The organism is Marmoricola sp. RAF53, from assembly GCF_052114005.1.
In the GTDB taxonomy this organism is placed as follows: Bacteria; Actinomycetota; Actinomycetes; order Propionibacteriales; family Nocardioidaceae; genus Marmoricola.
Map to the genome: position 1 here is coordinate 12,060 of NZ_JBFRDX010000022.1, position 23,679 is coordinate 35,738.

Annotated in this window: 22 protein-coding genes; 7 read left to right on the top strand and 15 right to left on the bottom strand. The window is 71.6% G+C overall.

The window, feature by feature from the left end; all coding sequences use genetic code 11:
* Window positions 1-67 precede the first annotated feature (67 nt).
* Entirely contained in the window at window positions 68-541 is a 474-nt protein-coding gene (locus AB4Y76_RS16945; RefSeq protein WP_441927378.1) for an SRPBCC family protein, read from the bottom strand.
* Window positions 538-1,689: a glycosyltransferase family 4 protein gene (locus AB4Y76_RS16950; protein WP_441927380.1), complete on the bottom strand. Its 1,152-nt coding sequence runs from the start codon at window positions 1,687-1,689 to the stop codon at window positions 538-540. The genes AB4Y76_RS16945 and AB4Y76_RS16950 overlap by 4 nt, the downstream gene beginning before the upstream one ends.
* A gap of 104 nt (window positions 1,690-1,793) precedes the next feature.
* Between AB4Y76_RS16950 and AB4Y76_RS16955 the strand changes: the two genes are divergently transcribed.
* Window positions 1,794-3,896 (top strand): amylo-alpha-1,6-glucosidase, encoded by a 2,103-nt coding sequence (locus AB4Y76_RS16955; RefSeq protein WP_441927382.1) that lies wholly within the window; start codon window positions 1,794-1,796, stop codon window positions 3,894-3,896.
* A 24-nt stretch (window positions 3,897-3,920) separates the two neighbouring features.
* On the opposite strand, the gene glsA is transcribed toward AB4Y76_RS16955, so the two are convergent.
* From glsA to AB4Y76_RS16970, 3 genes are all read right to left on the bottom strand, one after another.
* A complete protein-coding gene (gene glsA, locus AB4Y76_RS16960) occupies window positions 3,921-4,958 on the bottom strand; it encodes a glutaminase A (protein WP_441927384.1) in 1,038 nt (345 codons plus the stop codon).
* A gap of 110 nt (window positions 4,959-5,068) precedes the next feature.
* Window positions 5,069-7,243, bottom strand: coding sequence for a glutamine synthetase III family protein (locus AB4Y76_RS16965; protein ID WP_441927386.1), 2,175 nt, complete (start codon window positions 7,241-7,243; stop codon window positions 5,069-5,071).
* Between the two features lie 154 nt (window positions 7,244-7,397).
* Window positions 7,398-7,847 (bottom strand): Lrp/AsnC family transcriptional regulator, encoded by a 450-nt coding sequence (locus AB4Y76_RS16970; protein ID WP_441927388.1) that lies wholly within the window; start codon window positions 7,845-7,847, stop codon window positions 7,398-7,400.
* A gap of 159 nt (window positions 7,848-8,006) precedes the next feature.
* Here AB4Y76_RS16970 and AB4Y76_RS16975 point away from each other — a divergent pair, with 159 nt between their 5' ends.
* Entirely contained in the window at window positions 8,007-11,543 is a 3,537-nt protein-coding gene (locus tag AB4Y76_RS16975; protein ID WP_441927390.1) for an indolepyruvate ferredoxin oxidoreductase family protein, read from the top strand.
* Window positions 11,544-11,562: 19 nt separating this feature from the next.
* Here AB4Y76_RS16975 and AB4Y76_RS16980 read toward each other — a convergent pair whose 3' ends face one another.
* Window positions 11,563-12,075, bottom strand: a complete 513-nt coding sequence (locus tag AB4Y76_RS16980; protein ID WP_441927392.1) for an LURP-one-related/scramblase family protein — start codon at window positions 12,073-12,075, stop codon at window positions 11,563-11,565.
* A 31-nt stretch (window positions 12,076-12,106) separates the two neighbouring features.
* Window positions 12,107-12,709 carry a hemerythrin domain-containing protein gene (locus AB4Y76_RS16985; protein ID WP_441927394.1) on the bottom strand — a complete coding sequence of 201 codons (603 nt, stop codon included), beginning with the start codon at window positions 12,707-12,709 and terminating at the stop codon, window positions 12,107-12,109.
* A gap of 179 nt (window positions 12,710-12,888) precedes the next feature.
* Here AB4Y76_RS16985 and AB4Y76_RS16990 point away from each other — a divergent pair, with 179 nt between their 5' ends.
* The 3 genes from AB4Y76_RS16990 to AB4Y76_RS17000 all read left to right on the top strand — a co-directional run bounded on the left by AB4Y76_RS16990 (window position 12,889) and on the right by AB4Y76_RS17000 (window position 16,103).
* Window positions 12,889-13,188 carry a DUF3311 domain-containing protein gene (locus AB4Y76_RS16990; RefSeq protein WP_441927396.1) on the top strand — a complete coding sequence of 100 codons (300 nt, stop codon included), beginning with the start codon at window positions 12,889-12,891 and terminating at the stop codon, window positions 13,186-13,188.
* Window positions 13,185-14,825 carry a monocarboxylate uptake permease MctP gene (mctP, locus tag AB4Y76_RS16995; RefSeq protein ID WP_441927398.1) on the top strand — a complete coding sequence of 547 codons (1,641 nt, stop codon included), beginning with the start codon at window positions 13,185-13,187 and terminating at the stop codon, window positions 14,823-14,825. Before AB4Y76_RS16990 ends, mctP begins: the two co-directional genes overlap by 4 nt.
* Window positions 14,826-14,939: 114 nt before the next feature.
* Window positions 14,940-16,103: a carboxylate-amine ligase gene (locus AB4Y76_RS17000; RefSeq protein ID WP_441927400.1), complete on the top strand. Its 1,164-nt coding sequence runs from the start codon at window positions 14,940-14,942 to the stop codon at window positions 16,101-16,103.
* A 28-nt stretch (window positions 16,104-16,131) separates the two neighbouring features.
* Here the strand turns inward: AB4Y76_RS17000 and AB4Y76_RS17005 are convergent, their stop codons facing one another.
* The 4 genes from AB4Y76_RS17005 to AB4Y76_RS17020 are packed head-to-tail and all read right to left on the bottom strand — an operon-like array spanning window position 16,132 to window position 19,489.
* Complete coding sequence (locus AB4Y76_RS17005; RefSeq protein ID WP_441927402.1) at window positions 16,132-17,124, bottom strand: DNA topoisomerase IB; 993 nt, start codon at window positions 17,122-17,124, stop codon at window positions 16,132-16,134.
* A gap of 3 nt (window positions 17,125-17,127) precedes the next feature.
* Window positions 17,128-17,841, bottom strand: coding sequence for a PRC-barrel domain-containing protein (locus AB4Y76_RS17010; RefSeq protein WP_441927404.1), 714 nt, complete (start codon window positions 17,839-17,841; stop codon window positions 17,128-17,130).
* Complete coding sequence (locus AB4Y76_RS17015; RefSeq protein WP_441927406.1) at window positions 17,841-19,070, bottom strand: NRAMP family divalent metal transporter; 1,230 nt, start codon at window positions 19,068-19,070, stop codon at window positions 17,841-17,843. Before AB4Y76_RS17015 ends, AB4Y76_RS17010 begins: the two co-directional genes overlap by 1 nt.
* Window positions 19,067-19,489, bottom strand: a complete 423-nt coding sequence (locus AB4Y76_RS17020; RefSeq protein WP_441927408.1) for a hypothetical protein — start codon at window positions 19,487-19,489, stop codon at window positions 19,067-19,069. Before AB4Y76_RS17020 ends, AB4Y76_RS17015 begins: the two co-directional genes overlap by 4 nt.
* Before the next feature lie 250 nt (window positions 19,490-19,739).
* Here AB4Y76_RS17020 and AB4Y76_RS17025 point away from each other — a divergent pair, with 250 nt between their 5' ends.
* A complete protein-coding gene (locus AB4Y76_RS17025; protein ID WP_441927410.1) occupies window positions 19,740-19,928 on the top strand; it encodes a hypothetical protein in 189 nt (62 codons plus the stop codon).
* A 10-nt stretch (window positions 19,929-19,938) separates the two neighbouring features.
* Here the strand turns inward: AB4Y76_RS17025 and AB4Y76_RS17030 are convergent, their stop codons facing one another.
* Together AB4Y76_RS17030 and AB4Y76_RS17035 are read right to left on the bottom strand one after the other, a co-directional pair.
* Entirely contained in the window at window positions 19,939-21,021 is a 1,083-nt protein-coding gene (locus AB4Y76_RS17030) for a YihY/virulence factor BrkB family protein (protein WP_441927412.1), read from the bottom strand.
* A gap of 53 nt (window positions 21,022-21,074) precedes the next feature.
* Window positions 21,075-22,559: an FAD-dependent oxidoreductase gene (locus AB4Y76_RS17035; RefSeq protein WP_441927414.1), complete on the bottom strand. Its 1,485-nt coding sequence runs from the start codon at window positions 22,557-22,559 to the stop codon at window positions 21,075-21,077.
* Between the two features lie 141 nt (window positions 22,560-22,700).
* On the opposite strand from AB4Y76_RS17035, the gene AB4Y76_RS17040 reads away from it, so the two are divergent.
* Window positions 22,701-22,892, top strand: a complete 192-nt coding sequence (locus tag AB4Y76_RS17040) for a CsbD family protein (protein WP_441927416.1) — start codon at window positions 22,701-22,703, stop codon at window positions 22,890-22,892.
* 51 nt (window positions 22,893-22,943) lie between these two features.
* Here AB4Y76_RS17040 and AB4Y76_RS17045 read toward each other — a convergent pair whose 3' ends face one another.
* Entirely contained in the window at window positions 22,944-23,138 is a 195-nt protein-coding gene (locus AB4Y76_RS17045) for a hypothetical protein (RefSeq protein WP_441927418.1), read from the bottom strand.
* A gap of 10 nt (window positions 23,139-23,148) precedes the next feature.
* On the bottom strand, window positions 23,149-23,598 hold the full coding sequence (locus AB4Y76_RS17050; protein ID WP_441927420.1) for a DUF5994 family protein: 450 nt from the start codon (window positions 23,596-23,598) through the stop codon (window positions 23,149-23,151).
* Between the last annotated feature and the right edge of the window lie 81 nt (window positions 23,599-23,679).

Sequence of the window (23,679 nt, forward strand, 5' to 3'; positions counted from 1 at the left end):
TCCCGTGACCAGGTTGAGATGCCGACCGTGTCTGTGTCTCCTGACCCACTACCCCCGCGCGGACCTCTCATCCTCGGCGCGGCCGTCGCGGTGAGCCGCGCCCCTCGGCCAGGAAGGCGAGCCGGCGCAGCCCCTCCCGGTTGCGAGGTCCGATCACCAGCTGCCGCAACGGCTTCGGGAGCAGGACGCCGGGACCCTCGACGGCGTCCTCCCGGATGCTGACCCGGGACCGTGCGCCGAGGTCCTCGATCGCGATCTCGACCTCGGCAGCGCCGCCCGGCCAGGCGTGCGCCTTCAAGCGCAGCGCGCGCAGCGGCAGGACCTCGAGGACCTCGGTGCGGTCGTCGAGCAGCACGGGCCAGTTGCCCACCGAGTGGTGCAACCGGGTGCCGACCGCCGGCCAGTCGTCGTCGACGTCCCGCATCCTGGCGGCGCCGACGACCCACAGCGGGTACAACCAGCCGTCGGCGAGGACCTCCCAGACCGCTGCGGCCGGAGCCTCGACCTCGCGGTCGATCGTGATCGGACGGTTCGCGCTCATCTGTGCTCCCAGGGATCGGATCGGTCGTCGAGGGTCGGGCGACCCTGGCGCGGGCCGGCGCATCCCGCCACCGGCTGCGGGGCCCACGCGCCCGGGCCGGCGGGCCGGACGCCRACCCCGGGGCGGGTGGTCGCGACCAGCTCGGCGTACAGCTCGCCGTGGTCACGCACCATCCGACCGGTGGAGAAGCGGGCTTCGACCTCGCGGCGGCACGCCGCCCTGTCGAGCGCGGCGGCGCACGGCAGCAACGACGCCAGCGACGGAAGGTCCGCGCGCAGGTAGCCGGTCCGTCCGTCGTCCACGATCTCGGGCGCGGCACCCCGGGCGGTGGTGACGACCGGCGTTCCGCAGGCGAGGGCCTCGATCATCACCAGCCCGAAGGGTTCCGGCCACTGGATCGGGTTGAGCAGCGCCACCGCACCCCCGAGCAGCTCGTACTTCCCGGACTCGTCGACCTCGCCGAGGTACTCGATGTCCTCGCTCAGCAGGGGCGCGACCTTGGCCTCGAAGTACTCGCGTTCCTCGGGCTCGCGCATCTTGGCCGCGATCTTGAGCGGAACGCCGGCGACACGCGCGACGAGGATGGCCTCGTGGATGCCCTTCTCGGGATTCATCCGGCCGAGGAACGCCGCGTAGCCGCCACGTCCTTGCCCCGCCGGCACCCGGTCCAGGTCGAGGCCGTGGTGGATGACGCGCGAGATCTCGATCCGCGCAGCGGTTGACGCCTGGTGGTGGGAGATGGCCACGATGGAGGTGTCGCACTGCATGTGGGAGAAGAGATGACGCAGGTCGGGAGTGAACGGGCCGTGACTGGTCGTGACCACCGGGATGCCCGGTGGCCGGTGGCGGTAGAGCGGGCCGCTCCGCGTGTGGTCGTGGATGACGTCCACGTCGGCCAGGGCGGCGTACGCCCGGGCGACGTGGTCGAGCTCGGTGACGGCGTCTCCCGCGATCGGCGCGTCGCGCTCCACCGCGGCGGTCCCGGGGACGAGCGGGACCGGACAGCTGCTGTTCGCCGGTGCCGCGAGCAGCACCTCGTGACCGTCCCGCACGAACCCGCGCGCCATCCGGTCGACGACTGCCTCGAGGCCGCCGTACGCCGGTGGTGGCACCGGGACCCACGGTGGCGAGATCAAACCGATGCGCATCGTCCCTCCCCCAGTCGACCCCACATCCGCGTCGGTACCCACTTCGGCGCGACCGACTCGTGCGGAGGTCCCAGGACGACAGGGCCGGCCGGAAGGAACCGACGATGACCTCGGGATGGGACTACTCCGGCGCGGCGACGGCCGCCACCGACAACGTGACCCTGGTGGAAGGGTCGTCCTTCTGCGTCAGCGACTCGGCCGGCAGGATCGTGAGCAGCGCGGCCCAGGGGCTCTTCTACCTGGACACCCGCATCCTCTCGTCGTGGTCCCTGGTCCTGGACGGCAGCGAGCTCGAGCCGCTGGACGCGTTCGTCCGGGAGCCGCACCACGCGACCTTCCTCGGTCGGGGAAGGCCGCGCCGCGAGGGGCTCGAGAGCACGCTGCTGGTCCGGCGCGAGCGCTACGTCGGCGCCGGTCTGCGCGAGGACCTGATCGTCAGCAACGCCTCGCCCGAGGCCGCCGGCATCACCCTCGAGATCCTCGCCGACACCGACTTCGCCGACCTCTTCGCCGTCAAGGAGGGCCGTGCCCGGTCGCGGGAGGTCCGGATCGAGAACACGCGCGCGGGCGTCCTCGAGCTCGTCACCCCGGACGCAGGATCCGCGCGAGGGGTCCGGATCCGGGCCGACGGCGCTGAGGCCTTGCCCGGCCGGCTCCGGTTCCAGGTGGTCGTCCCGGCGCGGGGCGAGTGGAGCGCCACCGTCGAGGTGCTGGCCAGCGTCGAGGGCAGGGAGGCGAGGTCGCACTACCCGGTGGACCAGCCGATCGAGCACGCCGCGCCGTCCCGCCGCCTGCGCGAGTGGGCAGACCGGATCCCGGTCGCCTGGAGCGCCGGAGCCGCGCTCGAGAAGACCCTGAGCCGCAGCGCGCAGGACCTCGGGTCGCTGCGGATCTTCGACCCCGAGGACCCCTCGCGCGCGGCGGTCGCGGCAGGAGCCCCCTGGTTCATGGCGCTGTTCGGCAGGGACTCGCTGCTGACGGCGTACATGGCTCTGCCGATCGACCAGGACCTCGCCCTCGGCACGCTGCACACCCTGGCGCGCTACCAGGGCACCGAGGTGAACCCGCTGTCGGAGGAGCAGCCCGGGCGCATCCTGCACGAGATGCGGTTCGGCGAAGAAGCCTCCCTCGTCCTCGGCGGCGGCAACGTCTACTACGGCACCGTCGACGCGACGCCCCTGTTCGTCGTGCTCCTCGGCGAGCTCGCCCGGTGGGGTGCGGCGGAGAGCGACCTGCGCCACCTGGTGCCGCACGCGGACCGGGCGATCTCCTGGCTGGAGGAATTCGGCGACCTCGACGGGGACGGGTTCGTGGAGTACCAGCGGTCGACCGACCGCGGGCTGCGCAACAAGGGCTGGAAGGACTCCTGGGACGGGATCAACTTCGCCGACGGACGCATCGCCGAGCCGCCGATCGCCCTCTGCGAGGTGCAGGGCTACGCCTACGCCGCCTACCGCGCGCGCGCCGCGCTCGCGCGGCAGCTCGGCGAGGACCCCGTCGCCCGTCGCTGCGAGGAGCGGGCAGCGTCGTTGAAGTCCGCCTTCAACGACCGCTTCTGGCTCCCGGAGCAGGGCTGGTTCGCTGTCGGGCTCGACCGCGACAAGAGGCCGATCGACGCTCTCGCCTCGAACATCGGTCACTGCCTGTGGAGCGGGATCGTGGACGACGACAAGGCGGGACCGGTCGCCGACCACCTGCTCTCCGAGCACATGTTCAGCGGATGGGGGGTGCGCACGCTCGCCGACCACATGGGCGCCTACAACCCGCTCAGCTACCACAACGGCTCGGTGTGGCCGCACGACAACGCGTTGATCGTCTCCGGACTCATGAGGTACGGCTACGTCGAGCACGCACAGCGTGTCGCCGAGGGCGTGCTGGCGGCGGCCGAGTGCTTCGACGCGCAGCTGCCCGAGCTGTTCGCCGGGATCGATCGCGACCAATTCCCCCGCCCGATCGGCTACCCGTCGTCGTGCCGGCCGCAGGCGTGGGCCTCGGCCGCGCCCGTCCAGGTGATCCGGGCGCTGCTCCGGTTCGACCCCGACCTGCCGTCGGGGCTGCTCGGCCTGACACCCGCGCTGCCGGACTCCATCGCCGAGCTGCGCGTGCAGAACATCCCCCTCGGAGCGTCTCGGGTCACGCTGTCCGTGGACCCGACCCGCGCCGAGGTCGCGGGCCTGCCCGACGGAGTCGTCCGGACAGCCGGGTGAGGAGGCGACCGGCAGTCGCCGCGGTCACCTCGGGTCGGGGGGCGCCTCGGCCGGCTCGGAGGCGAACAGGTTGAGACCGAGCCGCTCGGCCAGGTACTTCGTCGCGAGCTGGCCGCGCACGCTGTTCCCGGCGGGATCCAGCGGGGGCGAGTACGTCGCCAGGCCGCCCTTACCCGGTGAGATCGTGACGATGCCGCCGCTGACGCCGCTCTTGCCCGGCATCCCGACCTCGTAGAGCCAGTCCCCCGACAGCTCGTAGAGGCCGGCGATCGCCATGACGGCCAGCACGCGGCGGCACACGCCCGGCCCGATCACCCGGACGCCCGTCATCGGGTTGACCCCTCCGTTGGACAGGGTGGACGCCATCACGGCGAGGTCGTGCACGGTCACCTCCAGGGAGCACTGCCGGGTGTAGACGTCGGTGGCCTCCTCGGGGTCGAAGTAGAGCCGGCCGTAGCTCTCCAGGAGCCGTGCGATGCCGCGGTTGCGCATGTTGGTCGCCGACTCCGACTCGTAGACCTCGGTGCTCATGGTCAGCTCGCGGCCGGCGAACCGGGACAGACCGTCTCGCACGGCCGCCCACTTCGCCTCGGCGTCGTCCCCGGCGATCAGGCTGGTCGTGGCGATCGCGCCGGCGTTCACCAGCGGGTTCACCGTGCGCGCGGCGTTCAGCTCGACGGCCATGACGGAGTCGAACGGCAGACCCGTGCCGTTGACCCCCAGCTGGCGCCGGGCTGCTTCGTAGCCGATCTGGTCGCAGGCCAGGGCGAACACGAACGGCTTGGAGACGCTCTGGATCGAGAACCCGGTCTCGGTGTCACCGATCCCGAACGACCGGCCGCGGGCGCCGACGACGCAGATGCCGAACAGGTCGGGAGAGGCCTTCCCGAGCACGGGGATGTAGTCGGCGACGCTGCCCTCGCGGTTGGTCCGGTAGCGCTCGTACGCCTCGGTGACGATGTCGCGCAGGTGACCGGCGTCGGGGAGCTCGCCGGTCGAGATGGGCGGCGGGGAGGTCTCCTCGTCGAACGGGAGGGTCTCGTGCATCGAGAGCTTGGCCATCGTTCCCCGATCTACGCGTTTCCGTCAGCGTAGGGCCTGTCCCCCGGGTGGACCGAGGAACGACGACGACGGCGCCCGGGCCGGAGCCAGGACGCCGTCGTACCGGACGATCAGAGGATGTAGAGCATCTCCTGGTAGGTCGGCAGCGGCCACAGGTCGTCGGCCACCAGGCCCTCGAGCGTGTCCGCCGCGGTCCGCACGGCGTTCATCGCGGGGATGACGGTGTCCCGGGTGTACGCCGCCTCGGCGAGCGCGTCGTGCGGGGTCTCCGCGGCCAGCGCCGCACCGAGGGCCGCGAGCGCGGCGCGCAGCTCGGCCAGCGGCACCGAGACGGCCTCGAGCGGAGCCAGGTCGGCCTCGACCCCGACGGCCTTGAGAGCAGCGAGGTTGGTGGCGACCTCGGTCTGGTAGCGGACGGCGGCCGGCAGGATCACCGTGCTGCCGAGCTCGAGGGTCGAGCGTGCCTCGACGCCGACGCTGTTCACGTACTGCTCGAGACCGATCTCGTAGCGCGAGTGCATCTCGGCCTCGTTGAAGACCTTGTAGGTCGAGAACAGCTCGACCGCCTCCGGGGTGACCAGCTCGGGAAGCGCGTCGACCGTCGTGCGCAGGTTCTTCAGCCCGCGCTGCTCGGCCTCGACCTGCCACTCCTCGGAGTAGCCGTTGCCGTTGAAGATGACCGCGCCGTGGTTGGTGACGATCTCGGTGAGGACGTCCTGCACGGCCTCGTTGAACTCGGTGCCGGCGGCGAGCTTCGCGTCGAGGAAGGTCGCGATGTAGTCCATCGCCTCGGCCATGATCGTGTTGATCACGACCATCGGGGCGGCGACGGTCTGCATCGAGCCCGGCGCGCGGAACTCGAACCGGTTGCCGGTGAACGCGAACGGGCTGGTCCGGTTCCGGTCACCCGGGTCCTGGCCCAGCGGCGGCAGCGTGTCGACGCCGACGAGCAGGGTGCCCTTCTCCTTCGAGCGGGTGGCACCGCCCTTCGCGATCTGGTCGAAGACGTCGGCGAGCTGCTCGCCGAGGAAGATCGAGATGATCGCCGGCGGGGCCTCGTTCGCGCCGAGGCGGTGGTCGTTGCTGGCCGAGGCGACCGAGGAGCGCAGCAGTCCGCCGTGCAGGTGCACGGCGCGGATCACGGCGGCGCAGAAGACCAGGAACTGGGCGTTGTCGTGCGGGGTGTCCCCCGGCAGCAGGAGGTTGCCCTGCGCGGTGTTGCCGAACGAGAAGTTGACGTGCTTGCCGGAACCGTTGACCCCGGAGAACGGCTTCTCGTGGAAGAGGCACTCCATGCCGTGCTTCTGGGCGACCGACTTGAAGATCGTCATCAGCAGCTGCTGGTGGTCCGAGGCGACGTTGGCGCGCTCGAACATCGGGGCGACCTCGAACTGCCCGGGGGCGACCTCGTTGTGCCGGGTCTTGGCCGGGATCCCGAGCTTGAAGAGCTCCCGCTCGGTGTCCATCATGAAGCCGAGGACGCGCTCGGGGATGGCGCCGAAGTAGTGGTCGTCGAACTCCTGGCCCTTGGGCGGCTTGTGGCCGAAGAGCGTCCGGCCCGCGTTGAGCAGGTCCGGCCGCGCCAGGAAGAAGTGCCGGTCGACCAGGAAGTACTCCTGCTCGGGCCCGCAGTAGGAGACGACCCGGTCCGGGGTGTGCCCGAACAGCCGGAGGATCCGCTCGGCCTGCGTGGCCATGGCCTGCTGCGAGCGGAGCAGCGGGGTCTTGTGGTCCAGCGCCTCGCCCGTCATCGAGACGAAGACGGTCGGGATGCAGAGGGTGTTCCCGTTCGGGTTCTCCAGCACGTACGCCGGGCTCATCACGTCCCAGCCGGTGTAGCCGCGTGCCTCGAAGGTGTTGCGCAGGCCGCCGTTCGGGAAGCTGGACGCGTCCGGCTCGCCCTGGATCAGGGTCTTGCCGGAGAACTCGGCGAGTGCGGAGCCGTCACCGGCGGGCTCGAGGAAGCTGTCGTGCTTCTCGGCCGTCATCCCGGTCAGCGGGTAGAAGACGTGCGCGTAGTGGGTCGCGCCCTTCTCCATCGCCCAGTCCTTCATCGCCGACGCGACGGCGTCGGCGACCAGCGGGTCGAGCGGCTCGGAGCGCTCGATGGTCGCGACCACGGACTTGAAGACCGACTTCGGCAGCCGGCGTTGCATCACCGAGACGCTGAAGACGTTCTCGCCGAAGATCTCGCCCGGCGCCTCGCCGATGTCGAAGCTCGCGGTCGGCGGCACGTAGGCCTCGACGTCCTTGATGGCCTGCAGACGAACGTTGTTTCCGCTCAAGGGAAGGACCCTAATCTCCTAGTCGGACCGCGTCAGGTGAGAACGCTCCGCCGAAGGTAGGCCGCCCGATGACCTCGGTTGTCTCCGAAATGTTTCCGGCACGTTAACTGGGCGCCCCGGACGAGGAGATCCACGCCACACCTTCCAGGAAACGTCAGCTCAGCCGGGTCCACTCCTCCAGCACCACGAGGGTCTTCGTGCTGGCGACGCCGGCCCCGGCGCGGAGCTGGCCGACCACCCGGCGCAGGTCCTCGACGCCCTCGACCCTGATCCGGACCAGCGCGTCGGGGTCACCCGCGAGGGTGAGGACGCCGGCGACCTCCGGGATCTGCGCGACGAACTCGAGCACCTGGGCGAGGTCGAGGTCGTCGGAGAAGGTGAGCTCGGTCATCGCCTCGATGCCGGTGGCGATCCGGCCGTGGTTGACCTGCACCGTGTAGCGCTCGATCACGCCCAGCTTCTCCAGCCGGGCGATCCGGCGCTGCACCGGCGCCACGGTCAGTCCGACGAGGGCGGCGATGTCGCGCAGCGACCGGCGCGCGTTCTCGCGGAGCAGGTCCAGGATCGTCCGGTCGATGTCGTCGATGACAGCCAGTTCGCTCACGCAAGAAAGCGTAACCTCTGATGCTGGTTCGTTGCGCGCAGAGGCACGATCACTCGGCAGGAGTTGCGGATCGTCGCCAAAGTGGGTTGTCCGAGTTGTGACCGGGCCCACTTCTCACGGATCCTCGTGCGACCCCCGCCTGCCGATCCAGGAGTGCCGATGGCCGCCAGCACCTACACCGCCGACCTCGTCGACGAGCGCGCCGTCGGCCTGCCGGCGCAGACCGACACCGGTTACGACCTCGACGACCGGTTCCGCACGGACGCTCCCCCGGTGCTGCTCACCGGCGTGCAGGCGATCGCCCGGCTCCTCGTCGAGCACCGGGCCCTCGACCGCCGCCGCGGCCTGCGCACCGCCTCCTTCGTCTCCGGCTACCAGGGCAGCCCGCTGGGTGGCCTCGACCGGCTGCTCGCCGGCATGCAGGACGTCCTCGACGAGAACGACATCCGCTTCGTCCCGGGGCTCAACGAGGAGCTCGCCGCCACCGCCGTGTGGGGCAGCCAGGTCGACCTGCCGCTCGGCACCGGCACCCACGACGGCGTGACCGGGTTCTGGTACGGCAAGGGTCCGGGAGTGGACCGGGCCACCGATGCCCTGCGCCACGCCAACATGTACGGCGTCAACCGGCGCGGCGGCGCGGTCCTGCTGGTCGGCGACGACCCGGCGTCGAAGTCCTCGACCGTGCCGGCGGTCAGCGAGCGGTCCCTGGCAGCCCTCGGGATTCCGGTGCTGTTCCCGCGCAACGCCACCGAGATCGTCACCCTCGGCCTGCACGCGATCGAGATGTCGCGGGCATCAGGCTGCGTCGTCGCGCTCAAGATCGTCGCCGACGTCGCCGACGGTGCCTGGATGGTCGACGGGGCCGACCTCCACGTCACGCCCGTGACGCCGGCCATCGACTGGAACGGCCACCCCTACGCCTACACGCAGAGCCCGATCGTGCTGCGGCCGGCGATGATCGTCGGCGCCGAGGCCGAGCTCGTGGGCCCGCGCACGGCGCTGGTCCACGAGTACTCGGCGCGCAACGGCCTCAACGTCGTCGAGGTCGACGCGCCGGCGGCGCGGCTCGGTCTCGTCGCCTCGGGCAGCTGCTTCGACTCCCTGCGCCAGGCGCTCACCGACCTCGGCGTGACCGATGAGGCGCTGGTGGCCGCCGGCGTGCGCCTGATGCGGATGGGCCTGATGAGCCCCGTCGAGCCCGAAGCGGTCCGGCGCCTCGCGCACGGCCTCGACGAGATCCTCGTCGTCGAGGACAAGACCTCGTTCATCGAGATGCAGATCCGCGACCTCCTCTACGGCACCGAGCGGGCGCCGAAGGTGCTCGGGAAGAAGGACGCCGCCGGGCGACAGCTGATCCCGGCCGACGGCGAGCTCACCGCGGGTCGTCTCCTGGCCCCGCTCCGGCACGCGCTCGAGGGTTGGCTGACGGTGACTCCTCCCCCGGTGACGCGCAAGGCGCTGCCGCTGCTGCCGGTCAACCGCTCGGCGTACTTCTGCTCGGGCTGTCCGCACAACCGCTCCACCGTGCTCCCCGACGGCTCGATGGGCGGCGGCGGGATCGGCTGCCACGCGATGGTGACCATCTCCGACCGTCCGGAGAGCACCGTCACCGGCGTGACCCAGATGGGTGGCGAGGGCGCGCAGTGGATCGGCCAGGCCTGGTTCACCGACGCCGAGCACATCTTCCAGAACGTCGGCGACGGCACCTTCTTCCACTCGGCCCAGCTCGCCGTGCAGGCCTGCATCGCCGCCGGGGTGAACATCACGTACAAGCTCCTCTTCAACGAGGTCGTCGCGATGACCGGCGCCCAGGACGCCGAGGGCGCGCTCACCGTCCCGCAGCTCACCCGCAAGCTGCACACCGAGGGCGTCGCGAAGATCGTCGTCTGCGCCGAGGACCCCTCCCGCCACCGGCGACGCGACCTCGCCCCCGGCACGCTGCTCTGGGACCGCGACCGGCTCGACGAGGCCCAGCGGATGCTCCGCGAGGTCCCGGGGGTCACGGTGCTGATCTACGACCAGCACTGCGCCGCCGACGCGCGCCGCCAGCGCAAGCGCGGCGGGCTGCCGGCGCGCACCAAGCGGGTCGTGATCAACGAAGCCGTCTGCGAGGGCTGCGGCGACTGCGGCCAGAAGAGCAACTGCCTCTCGGTGCAGCCGGTCGAGACCGAGTACGGCCGCAAGACCCGCATCGACCAGACCTCCTGCAACACCGACTACAGCTGCCTGGACGGCGACTGCCCCTCGTTCGTGACCGTCGAGACCGCCCCGAAGACGCGCCGCCGGCCGCGGCGGAAGACGCGGTCGACCTCCCGGAAGCGGTCGGTCCCGACCCCGCCCGAGGTCGCTCCCAGCCTGGCCGAAGCGCGCGTCGGCTCCACGCAGAACGTTTTCATGGTCGGCATCGGCGGCACCGGCATCGTGACGGTCAACCAGGTGCTGGCCACCGCCGCGATGCGGGCCGGCTACTCCGTGGAGTCGCTCGACCAGACCGGACTCAGCCAGAAGGCCGGGCCGGTCGTCGGCCACCTGCGCTTCGCCGACGGCGACCTCGAGCCGGCCAACCGCCTCACCCCCGGCTCGGCCGACTGCTTCCTCGGGTTCGACCTGCTCACCCTCGCCGAGGACCGCAACCTGCTCTTCGGCGATGCCGGACGCACCCGGGCCGTCGTCTCGACCAGCCGGACCCCCACCGGCGCCATGGTCCACGACCCCTCGGTCCAGCACCCCGACGAGACCGACCTGCTCGCGCGGGTCACCTCCGCGACGAGCGACCTCGTCGACTTCGACGCCCTCGAGACCGCCGAGCGGATCTTCGGCAGCACCACCGCCGCGAACTTCCTGCTCGTCGGCGCCGCGTACCAGAGCGGGGCCCTGCGGCTCCCCGCCGCGGCCATCGAGGAAGCGATCGGCATCAACGGCACCGCGGTCGCGGCGAACGTCGCCGCCTTCCGCTGGGGCCGGGTGGCCGTGGCCGACCCGGCGGCGTTCCGGGCCGTGAACCAGCGCACCGCACCGGTCGTCACCCGGCAGGTCCCGGCCTCCGTCACGGGCTCCGGGCTCACCGGCGAGCTCCGCCGGATCGTCGAGCAGCGGGCCACCGACCTGGTCGGCTACCAGGACGAGCGGCTCGCCGACGCCTACGTCGACGCCGTCGTCCGGGTCGCGGCCGCCGAACGCGCCCTCACCACCGACACCCGGTTCAGCGAGGCGGTGGCCCGGCAGCTGTTCAAGCTGACGGCGTACAAGGACGAGTACGAGGTGGCCCGGCTGCTCACCGACCCGGAGTTCCTGGAGTCGGTCGGCGGGTCCTATCCCGGCGGCGAGGTCGCCTTCCAGCTGCACCCGCCGGTGCTGCGCGCGCTCGGCCGGACCAAGAAGATCAGCTTCAAGCCCCGCTCGCACGGTTCGCTGCGCGCGCTGGCCCGGATGAAGGCGCTGCGCGGCACCCGCGCCGACGTGTTCGGCTACGCCCACCTCCGCAAGATCGAGCGCGACCTGCGCGACCACTACCGCGCTCTCGTGCTCGACCTCGCCGGCGACCTGACCGTCGAGGGCTACGAGCGCGCCGTGCGGATCGCGGAGCTGCCGGACCTGGTCCGCGGCTACGAGACGGTCAAGCTGCGCAACGTGGCGACGTACGCCGAGGCGCTGCGCGCGCTCGAGGTCGAACCGCCGGCGTCGCTGACGGTCTGACCCCGGGCGACCGGGCGAGTCAGTCGGTCAGCGACTCCAGCGCGACGACCATGGCGAGCACGAGTCCGACGTCCTCGCCCTCGGTCACCTCGACGCCGTAGGTGTCCCGGACCCGGAACCAGCGCTTGGAGATGTTCGCCACGGTGTCACCGTCGCGCTCGATCTCGTACTCGTGGTCGACGATGTTGCCCTTCGCCTTGAGGTCGGGACCGTCCTCGACGTCGATGGCGAAGCGGTCCCGGATCCCGACCATCGCCTTCTTGACGGTCGCCACGGTGTGGCCGTCCCGCTCGATCGCGACCTTGTCGCGGACGCTGAGCTTCTTCTCCTGGATCTTCGCGACCTCCTGCCCGGAGGCGTTCTCGAGGAGGAACGTGTCCCGGAGCCGCATCGCCTTCCCGTCCACCCGGTAGGCGCGCTGGCCCTGCTCGTCCTCGATCCAGAAGTCGTCGCCGATCGAGGCCAGCTTCTCCTTCATCCGGAACCGTTGCGGGTCCCCGGCGCCGTCGCGCCGTCCACGCAGAAGTCCCATGGTCGTGACCGCCTCTCGAAGGACTGTTTCCTCACCCTAGGCGCGCGCGGCTCCGGGGCACAGCCTCAGCGAGGTGCGAGCACTCCTCGGCGGTCGCCTTCAGCTTCTCGGCCAGCGCCTGCTTGGACAGGGAGGACGCTCCGGTCACGTTCGCGTTCGCGGCCTGCTGCTCGAGGTCGGCCTTGGTGATGTCCTCGGGCATCTCGCCGAGGTGCTCGCCGCGGCTGGCCAGGAACGACTCCCCCAGCTTGTCGAGCGTGTCCGCGTCCAGGTTGGTCCGCATGCCGGGAAGCACCGAGGACTCCTCCTCCTGGATGTGGTGGGTCACCGCGTGGATCAGCTTCTCCAGCTTCGCGTCGAAGCCGGCTCCGCCCGGATCGGCCGCAGCGACCGCGGCGGCGAGCTGGTCGGCCTCGAGGTGCTCCTTCTGGCTGTGCTCGACGTCCTCGGCGATGCCGGCCGATGCCGCGGCGGGGTAGACCTCGGCCTCCTCGGCGCGACTGTGCGCGGTCAGGAGCGCCACCATGACCGGCGTCAGCAACGGCCGCTTCTCCGGCTCCGTCTGCAGCTGGACGAAGAGCCGCTCCAGCTCGCGGTGGTCGGACATGATCAGGTCAACGACGTTCGATTTCATGCAACTGCCTCTCGCGGGCGGGCCGACGGTGTGAAGCACCCCGTACCCAGCGCCAGGCTGTTCAAGCCGGGCATGCATCGACCACCGCGGGGTACCGCAGGTGCGCGGGGAACCACCGACGGCGGCCTCCCGGCGCCGGACGAGCCCCCGGGCGAGGCCCCGGGCGAGGAGGGTGTGTCGTGGAACCGAATTCTCAGGACCGCAGCCCGGCCAGGCACTGGGCGTTGATCGGACTGCTGCTCACCCCGGCGATCGTCCTGCCGCTGTGGGTGGCCCTCTACGACCGGGAGGACCCGACGCTCTTCGGGTTCCCGTTCTTCTACTGGTTCCAGTTCGCACTGATCCTGATCGCGGTCGCGCTCACGCTCCCCGCGTACCTCATCGCGCTCCGCGCCGATCGTGCCGACCGGCTCCGCCACGGGCTCCCGGAGGTTCCCGACGGGACGGGCTCGGACCGGAAGGCCGGTGACCGACCGTGATCGACAACGTCGACGGCGTCGCTTTCGGCGTCTTCATCTTCTTGTTCCTGGTCGTGACGGTGCTCGGCTTCGCCGCCGCACGCTGGCGCCGCGCGAAGTCGCTGGACAGTCTCGACGAGTGGGGCCTGGGTGGGCGCGGCTTCGGCACCTTCATCGCCTGGTTCCTCATCGGGGGCGACATCTACACCGCGTACACCTTCATCGCGGTGCCCGCGACCCTGTACGCCGGCAGCGCGGTCGGCTTCTTCGCCGTCCCGTACACGATCGTGGTCTACCCGCTGATCTTCCTGTTCCTGCCGCGGCTGTGGTCGGTCAGCCACCGGCACGGCTACGTCACGCCGGCGGACTTCGTGCAGGGCCGGTACGACAGCCGCAGCCTGGCGCTGGTGGTCGCACTCACCGGCATCCTGGCGACGATGCCCTACATCGCCCTGCAGCTGGTGGGCATGCAGGTGGTGCTCGAGGTGATGGGGATCGGCACCGGCAGCGGCTGGTTCGCCCAGGACCTGCCGCTGTTCATCGCGTTCGTCGTGCTCGCCGCCTACACCTACTCCAGCGGCCTGCGTGCGCCGGCCCTGATCGCCTTCGTCAAGGACACGCTGATCTACCTCGTGATCATCGTCGCGGTGGTCTACATCCCGTCGCAGGTCGGCGGGTGGGACCACATCTTCTCCTCGGTGTCGGCCGGCTTCGCCGACTTCAACAAGGCGAACGCCGACGCGATCGCCGCCGGGCAGGCGTCCCCGAAGGCGACGATGCCGCCGCCACCGCTGCAGTGGGCGTACGCCTCCCTGGCGCTCGGATCCGCGCTGGCGCTGTTCATGTACCCGCACTCGGTGACCGGGGTGCTCTCGACGCGAAGCAGGTCGGTGATCCGCCGCAACGCGGCCCTGCTGCCGGCGTACTCGTTCTTGCTCGGGCTGCTCGCCCTCCTCGGCTTCGTCGCCATCGCGGCCGGCGTCAAGGTCGACAACCCCCAGCAGTCGGTGCCGCAGCTCTTCGAGGACCAGTTCAGCCCGTGGTTCGCGGGCGTGGCGTTCGCGGCGATCGTCATCGGCGCTCTCGTGCCGGCCGCGATCATGTCGATCGCGGCCGCCAACCTCTGGACCCGCAACATCTACCGCGCCTTCATCAACCCCGGCGCCACCCACGCCCAGGAGGCCACGCAGAGCAAGGTCGTCTCGCTGCTGGTGAAGTTCGGGGCGCTGGTCTTCGTGCTCGCGCTGTCCAAGGACTTCGCGATCAACCTGCAGCTGCTCGGCGGGGTGTGGATCCTGCAGACGCTGCCGGCCATCGTGATCGGCCTCTACACCCGGTGGATGCACCGGTGGGCGCTGTTCGCGGGGTGGGCGGTCGGCATGGCCTACGGCACCTGGCTGGCGTACGGCGTGAAGTCGCCGGTGCAGGACCACTTCGGTGGCCCTCTCGTGAACTTCCCGGGCACCGAGACCAAGTTCTACATCGCGCTGATCGCCTTCGCCGCCAACCTGCTCGTCGCCGTGGTGCTGACGGTCGTCCTCCGGGCGCTGGGGGTCGACGAGGGTGTCGACCGGACCCGGCCGCAGGACTTCCACGCCGATGCCGGCGACCCCGGGGTCGAGAACGAGCTCGACCCGAGCGAGCCGGTCCACGCCTGAACCCGGAGGCCGTCCCGACCTCCCCGACGTTCGCCGGAACCGATCCCGGGTACTGGACCGTCACACGGCAGGCAACGCGACCCAGGGCGATGCCGAGCACGGAAAGGCGCAAGGGTGAGTCCTTCGAGCATCGAGCTGCCGATCCCGGAACCGGTTGACGACCTCCTCCGGCAGCAGGAGCAGGCGGTCCCGAGCCATGCGGCGTTCGCCGTCGGCGGCGATTTCACGGTGGGCGCCGAGGAGGAGCTGCTGCTCGTCGACGACCGGAACCGCCTGCTGGCGACTCCGCGGGACGGGTTGGTGGCGGCCCTGGCCGGCCGCTCCGGCAGCACGGTCACGCCGGAGCTCTTCGGGGCCGAGATCGAATTCGCCACCCCCGTGGCGCGGAGCGGGGAAGAGGTCGGCAGCTGCCTGCGCGACCTGCGCTCGGCGTTGCGGGCGGCGGGCGGCCGGGCGATGGCCGTCGGGGTGCACCCGGCCGGAGAGCTCGGCGACGTCGCGGTCACGAGATCGGCGCGCTACGACGCGATCGGTTCGAGCCTGGCAGGACTGCTGCGGACCCCGACCGCCGCGCTCCAGGTGCACGTGGGGATGCCCGATGCCGAGTCGGCCTTCGTCGCGATGCGCGGCCTGCGCCACCAGCTGGCGCTCTTCCGGGCGCTGGCCTGCGGCTCGCCGTACTGGCACGGCCGGGACTCGGGCCTGGCGTCGGCGCGGTGGGCGGTCGTGGGGTCCTACCCGCGGAGCGGCGTCCCGCCCGTGTTCCGGTGCTGGGAGGAGTACCTGGTCCTCGCCGACGCGCTCGCCGCCGCGGCCGAGGTGCCCGACGACAGCTGGATCTGGTGGGACCTGCGGCCGCGTCCACGGCTCGGCACGCTCGAGGTGCGCGTCCTGGATGCGCAGCCGTCCCTCGCCGTCGTCGCCGGGATGGTCAGCCTCGTCCAGGGGCTGGCGAGGGCCGCCGTGGAGCGTCCCCGGCAGGTCGACGTCCCCTCCGCCGTTCTCGCGGAGAACGACTTCCGCGTGGCCCGCGACGGTCTCGACGCGCGCATCGTCGACCTCCACGGCACGATGCGCCCGGTCCGGGAGCTCGCCGTCCAGGCGATCAGCGATGCGCGGTCAGTGCTCGCCGCGGACGGTCTCGACGGCCCGCTGTCGGCCCTCGAGCGACTCCTGTACGCCGAGCCGGAGTACGACCGGCAGCGCCGGTTCCATCGCGAGCACGGGATGGCGGGCCTGCTGCGCGACCTGACCGCGCGCACCAGCACCGCGTTCTGACGGACCGCAGCCGGACCGGCCCGCCCCGTCAGCCCGACTCGGCCCGCAGGAGGCGTGCCACCGCCCGGTCCAGGGCGTCGGGGCCTTCGGGAAGCGGTGCGAGCACCGTCCCGGACTCGAAGAGGTCGAGGACCCGCGGGTCCACGTAGGAGGACCGCGCGACGGTCGGGGTGTTGCCCAGCAGGTCCGCTGCTTCCGCGAGCGCCTCGTTGACCCTGCGCTTGCGGGCGCGTGCCGACTCCGGCGCCGGAGGTCTGGCGAGCTCGGCCGCGACGGTGACGGTGGCGTGCCAGGTCCGGAAGTCCTTCGCGGTGACGTCCAGGCCGGTCAGCTGCCGGATGTGCTCGTTGACCTCCTCGGGCGTGACCGGGTGCCACCGCCGGCCGGTCCTCGTGGCCAGCAGGCGCGGATCCGAGCGCCGGGTCCGGCGCAGCCGGGTGACGGCCTCGACGACGACCGGGTCCTCGATCACGATCTCGTGATCGACCTCGGCCTTGCCGACGAACCGGAAGGTGACGGTCCCGTTCCTGCAGGTGACGTGTCGCCGCTCGAGCGTGGTCAGACCGTGGGTCTCGTTCTCCGCGGTGGCCTGCTCGGACCCGGGGCGGAAGCAGCCGAGGTCGATCAGGCGGACCGCCAGCGCCAGCACCCGGGTTCGCTCGGTGCCGTTCTCGCCGACCTCGGCGGACAGCTCCCGACGGAGCCTGCGCCGCAGTCCGGGGAGCTTCTCGCCGAGGTCGATCACGCGGTCGAACTTCTCCAGGTCCCGCTGCGACCGCCACTGCGGGTGGTAGAGGTACTGGCGTCGTCCGGCACCGTCCGTGCCGACCGCCTGGAGGTGGCCCCGCGGGTGCGGACAGATCCAGACCTCGGTCCACGCGGGCGGGATCACCAGCGCGCGGACGCGTTCGACGTCCTCCGGGGCGAGCGGCTCCCCGTTCTCGTCGAGGTACCGGAAGCCTCGCCCGTGCCGGACCCGACGCCACCCCCGGTCGTGCTGGGAGACCCTGCGCAGCCGCATCGATCAGGCCCGCCGACGCCGGCGGCCGCGATCCTCGGCGATGTGCACGACCGCGGCGTCGGGTCGCACCCGCAGGACCGCGTCGTCCCAGTCGATGTCCTCCACCGCGTCCCAGGGCACGATCCGGATGTGACGGTGCAGCCACTGCACGACCAGGTTCACCAGCCAGGGACCGTTGAAGTCGCCGCGGTCGTAGCCGAGGAGCGAGCCGGGGCGCCCGGGCCCGACGACGACGTGGGTGAGGACCAGCCCGTCGCCGCGTGGGTCGACCCGGACGTCGAGGACCTTCCCGCGGAGCTCGTCGTGGTCGCTGAGCACCTTCATCCCGATCAGCTCCCCCATCCGCTTCAGGGTCGTCCCGCTCGGTGGCCGGGGCTGGCGGTCGAGGAGTCCGTCGCGGTGCGCCGAGAGCTCCACGGCGGAGCCGAGGTGCGTGATCGTGTCCAGGGGGAACGAGAGCGGCACGTCCCGGTCGGCGTACTGGACACCGAGGCTGATCCACCGCGCGCGCAGCCAGTGACCGGACCTGCTCGAGAGCCGGGGCACCAGAGCCGCGGGCCCGGTCAGGACCCGGGTGATCGCCGGTGCGGCGCCCGGACGGAAGCTGAGCTCGAGGTCGTCGACCTTGCACACGTGCATGCCGTCGACGTCGATGACCTGCCGGTCGAGCAGGTGCAGCGCCGCGTCGAACCTCTCCCGCTCGAGCCGGTTGTCCATCACGACCCCATTCCGGTGATCACCAGCAACGGGATCGCCGCGACCGCGGCGACGAAGACCAGGACGAGGTAGACGGTCCCGAGGGCGTTCGCGGCCCGGCCGTTGGTGTGGTCACCCATGTAGTCCTTGTCGTTGGCGACGACGAGGATCGGGAAGTAGGTCAGCGGCAGCGCCACCGCCGAGGCGACCACCGAGACCTCGGTGACCATGATCGGGTCGACGCCGGTCATCAGGACGGCGACCGCCGCCAGGGTGGCGAGCAGGAGCACCAGGTGGAAGCGGGTCGCGTCGCGAGGCTTGACGAACTTGCCCCACTGCCACCCGAAGTACTGGGCGAGGCTGTAGCCGGCGGACAGCCCGGTCTCGCACGCGGCGCCGAAGGTGGCGGCCACGAAGCCGAGCAGCGCGACGGCCAGCCCGATCTTGCCGAGCGCCACCCCGACCGGAAGGGCGACCTGGCTCAGGGACGACACCTCGACCGACAGCGGGCCGAAGACCTCGGCGGCGCAGCCCGCGATCGCCAGGGAGAGCATGCCGCCGAGCGGGAACCCGACGAACACGTTGGACCGCATGGTGCTCAGGTCCTTCTCGGTCCACCCCTCCTCGACCCCGCCCGAGGAGAAGAAGAACACCTCGTACGGCGTCATCGCGGCACCGAACAGCGCCACCGCGTAGTAGGCGTAGGTCGTCCACGTCTCGTCCGCCGGCTTGTCGGCCGTCACGAGCTGGTGCGCCAGGTCCCCCCACGCCGGCGCCAGCTTCCACAGCGCCACCGCGAACACCACCAGGGCCAGACCGAGCAGGCCGAGGACGTTCTCCATCACCGAGAACTTCGCCCGCCAGAGGACCAGCCAGACGAGCAGGCCGACGACCGGCACCACCAACAGGTCGTTGACGGAGCTGACCAGCGACAGCGCGAGCGCGACACCTCCGATCTCGGCGATGAAGGTCAGCACGGTGACGGCCAGGGACGCCGCGAGGTTCAGCAGGCCCATCCGGGGGCCGAGCCGTTCGCGGACCAGATCGAAGGTGGCCCGGTTGCTGCACGCGGCGACCCGGCCGGACATCTCGGCGAAGACGCAGATACCGAGCACGCCGACGATGACGACCAGCCCCATCGAGAGCCCGAACCTGGCGCCCACCTGGGCGTTGACCACCAGGTCACCGATGTCGACGAAGCCCCCGATGGCCGTGAGGATGCCCAGTGCCAGGGACAGCAGGCGCTTCACGGGATCATCCCCGGCAGGTCCGCCTGCAGCGCCGTGACCGAGCGGTACTGGAGCTTGACGGCGGCGAGGGCCCGCCGGCGGCCGGCGGCATCCCCGGCCGTCGCCGCGTTGCTGGCCGTGTTGAGCACCTCCAGCGACCGCAGCAGCGCGGCGACGACCCGGCGGTTGGCCTCTTCGGTCCCGCCGGGCGGCTGGGTCGTCAGGAAGCTCGCGGTCTCCTTGTCCAAGGTGGTGATCGAGTCCCGCACGGCGACGACCACGAAGTTCTGCGTGAGGTTCGAGTCCCGCTGGTTCTCCAGGACCAGCTCCGTGGTGCCGAGGCTGCTCACCGCCGTACCCAAGGTGGTGTCCGCCTGTTCGGCCCAGGCGCTCGACGACCCGGCCGCGCCGATGCGCACCGAGCAGCCGGTCACCGCCACGACGAGGACCAGGACGACCAGCAGGACGGGTCGGATGCGCCGACCCGCACGACTACTGCCTGGATGCCGCCCCACTTCTCTGGTCCTCCTGCCCGCGTCTCCGCCGCCGCCGGCGGAGCAGTCGGCCAGAAGTGCGCCGACGAGCACCCGGTACCCGGCGGCCCGGCCACCGAAACGAGGGCGTCAACGACCGCGCGCGGGGTACTTCAAGCACCAGACCGAACCGACACCCCGAGACGGAGGCAGCGCCATGAGCGAGAGTCAGCAGAAGACCGACGACGGCCGGGAGGGGCAGGACACCGGTGGTGCCACCGCCGACACGGTCTCCGATCCGGCCCGTTCCGACGAGCCCGGTCAGGACTGGTCGACCGAGGGCGGCGCGACCCCGGCCGGCCCGGCGACCGACGTCGACCCGGACCAGGTCGCGGACGACACGTGAGGGTCGACCGTCAGCGCGGATCGTGGGCGTCCTCCCGCTGCTCGCTCCCCGGCTCCCGGTGCCCCAGGCTCTGGTGCCGGCCGCGGGTGAGGCGGAGCGTGCGTCCGCGCCGGACGTCCTCCCGGTCCTTCTTCCCGGCCGCGACGATGCCGCGGTCGTCCCGCACCGGGAGCTGAAGGGTCTCCTCGGCGGGGAGCCCGGCCTGCAGCTCGCGGGCCCGTTCGAGCTCGGCATCCAGCTCGGCACCGAACAGCAGCGCCAGGTTGGTGATCCAGAGCCAGAGCAGGAACACCACGACCCCGGCCAGGGACCCGTAGGTCTTGTTGTAGCTGGAGAAGTTCGCGACGTAGAGGCCGAAGAGCGCCGACGCCGCCGCCCAGACCACGATCGCGACGACGGCACCCGGGCTGATCCAGCGGAACTTCGGCTGCTTCACGTTCGGGGTCGCGTAGTACAGCAGGGCGACGATCAGGACCACGGCCGCGATCAGGACCGGCCACTTGGCGACGTCCCACACCGTGACCGAGGTCGACCCGAGGCCGATCGCGTCCCCGACCGCGCGGGCCACCGAACCGGTCAGGACCAGCCCGAGCGCGACCAGGGTGGCGAGCACGACGGTGACGACCGTGACGGCCAGCACCGTGGGCCGCAGCTTCCACAGCGGGCGTCCTTCGTCGACGCCGTAGATCCGGTTCATGCCACGTCCGAACGCGCCGACGTAGCCCGACGCCGACCAGAGCGCGACCGCCAGGCCGAGCACCAGCCCGAGGCCGGCGTTCTGCGTCCGGCTCAGCTCGCGCAGCACCGGCGCGAGGTTGTCCGCGGCCCCGGTGGCACCGACGTCGCGGAGGATCTGCAGCAGCGTGCGGACCGTCTCCTCCCCCTGCCCGGCGAAGCCCACGACGGAGAGCATCGCGATCGCCGCCGGGAACACCGAGAGGAGCGCGTAGTAGGTCAGCGCGGCGGCGATGTCGGTGCACTGGTCGGTCGAGAACTCGCGAGCCGTCCTGCGGGCGAGGTAGCGCCAGGACGAGCCGGTCAGGTCGCTCGGCGACTCGGCCTTCGGCGCGCCGGCGTACTCCTCGCCGGTCACGGCTGGCCCGCCACCCGAGCGTCGCGGTGCCCGTCGCGAACCACCTGACCGCGTCATCCGTTCTCCCAGGGCGTCAGCGGCGTGACGGCCGGCCCCTCGATGACCTCCCCGCCGGGAGCGAAGCGCGAGCCGTGCAGCGGGCAGTCCCAGCTCTGCTCGGCGTCGTTCCAGCGCAGCGTGCCGCCGAGGTGGGTGCAGACCGCGCGGACGGCGCATCCTTCCGCGACCACTCCGACCGGACGCGGATCGACCCCGACGCGCCCGACCTGGCCCACCACGGGCGGGTGGTCGGGTGACACCGTACGGCGCTCGGCCTCGACCAGGCGCGCGGCCGCGGTGCCGGCGGCACGGAGGTTGTACCCGAGCAGGGTGGCCGCGTCGGCCGGGCGGGTGACGCGGCGCTCCAGCGGAACCGCCCAGGACGGGGAGTCGCCCAGGATCATGCCGGTGATCCGCAGGCTCGCGGCCACGGAGTTCGCGAGGCCCCACTTGTCGTACCCGGCAGCGAGCCAGATGGACCCCCGGCCTCGCGGCAGCCGGCCGACGTACGGGATGCCGTCGTGGCTCCGGTAGTCCTGGGCCGACCAGGCGTGCGTCTCGACGGCGTCCGGGTAGTGCCGGCCGACCCAGCGCCTGAGCTCCTCGACCCGTGCGCCCTCCGCGCGGCCGCGGCCCACGACGTGCCCCGCCCCGCCGACGAGGAGCACGTCGGGATCCCCGGGGACGTCCCGGAGCGACCGGACCTCCGGTCCCGCCGAGATCATCATGCCCGGGAGCTTCTGCGCGCCGGTGAAGGCCAGCAGGTAGGAGCGGCGCGCCTCCAGCTTCGCGAAGTACAGCCCGCGATCGAGGATCGGTGCCCCCGTGGCGAGCACGAGGTGCCGGCACCGGAACCGTCGTCCGGCGGCGGTCCGGACCGCCGGCGAGCGGCCCCACGAGGCGGCGACCACCCGGTCGCCCTCGACGACCCGCCCACCGTGGCCCTCGAGCTGCTGGACCAGCGCCTCCAGGACCGCCATCGGGTCGAGCTGCACCTGGTCCGGGAGCACCACGGCCCCGTGCACGTCGAACGGGACGTCCAGCGACGAACGCCAGCGCGCGTCGAGACCGAGCCGCGTCAGCGCGCTCAGCTCGTCCTGGACCGCCGGGACCGCCGCCGCGTCGGCAGCGAAGGTGATGGCGTCACGCAGCTGGTACCCGACGCCGTGGTCGTCGCAGAACCGGCGCAGCCAGGCGGCCCCTTCGCTGTTCGCGTCCGCGTAGGCGCGCGCGACGGCGGCGGAGTGGGTGGAGGAGATCTGGGAGACCTTCGTGCCCTGGAGCACGGAGACCTTGCCGGTGTTCTTCCCCGACGCCAGCGCGCCCACGCGCGTCGCCTCCACGACGACGACCTCCAGTCCGGCCCTGGCGAGGAGCAGAGCGGTGCACAGGCCGGTCAGACCGGCACCGACGACGACGACGTCGGAGTCCTCGCTCCGACGGTCCTCGGCGGCCACCGGCACCGCGCGGTCCCAGTACGAGCGTGCCCCGGTCGTCATGGGTGAGGGCGTACCCGCTCCGGTCGGCGCCATGCATCGCGCCGCGGCGGCACCCGGGACGGGGCACCCGGAGGCACCCGCACGTGTGCATCCGGCCGCGACGGGTACAGGGACCAGGTCCGCAACCGAGGAAGGACTCCCATGGGAACCGACGACAAGCTCCACAACAAGGCCGAGGATCTGGCCGGGCGCGGCAAGGAAGCCGCTGGCGCCATCACTGGTGACGACTCGCTCAAGGCCGAAGGTGAGGCCGACCAGAAGAAGGCCGGCATCAAGGACAAGATCGAGGACGTCAAGGACAAGGTCCAGGAGAAGGTCGACAAGGCCCTCTGACTCCAGCGACTGACGGCCCCGCCCCTCCCGGCGGGGCCGTTCGTCGTTCGGTCAGTACCGCGTGTGGCTGACCACGCCGCCGTCCTCGTCCAGCACGATGTGGTCGACGCGCCGGGCGCGCGCCATCTCGCGTCCCTTGAGCTCGGCCTCCAGCGCGGTGTCACGGTAGTTCGCGGCCACGCTGCTGCCGACGATCCGGTTGTACCAGCGGACTCCGTCGAAGGCCGTCTCCACGTTGCCGATCACGGCAGGCCCGTCAGGCCTGGCTGCCGGCGTACGGGGTCCCGTCCTCGGCGCGGCCCCAGCGATCGGCCGGATCGGCGTCGGGATGGTCGGTGACCTCGTGGAGCACCTCGCCGCCGGAGTGCGCGTTGCCCGGGGTCGCCGCGGCCAGCAGTGCTTCCTCCCCCTGGGCCTGGGTGAAACGCGGCGGGACGACCAGCAGGGTGAGCCGCTCCCGGTTCGCGGTCTGCACCACCAGGACGTGGGTGTCGTCCTCGGGGAACGACCCGAGCTTGAGCCGGCTGGTGCCGAGATCGACCCGGTGCGGGGCGGTGTCCCAGTCCGGGCGCGAGTAGAGCGCGCGCGTGATCCGCCCGTGCAGGACCGGGAAGTTCCGCGCCAGGTCCGTCATCTCGAGGACCAGGTCGCGGCTGTAGGGCCACCAACCGCCGTCGAGACTGTTCTTGCCGGGGTGGTCGGCCATCCGGAGCCGCAGGTCACCGCGCGGTTCGGGCAAAGGAGGGATTTCCGTGGATGCAGACATGACGTCCGCCTCTCGACCGGT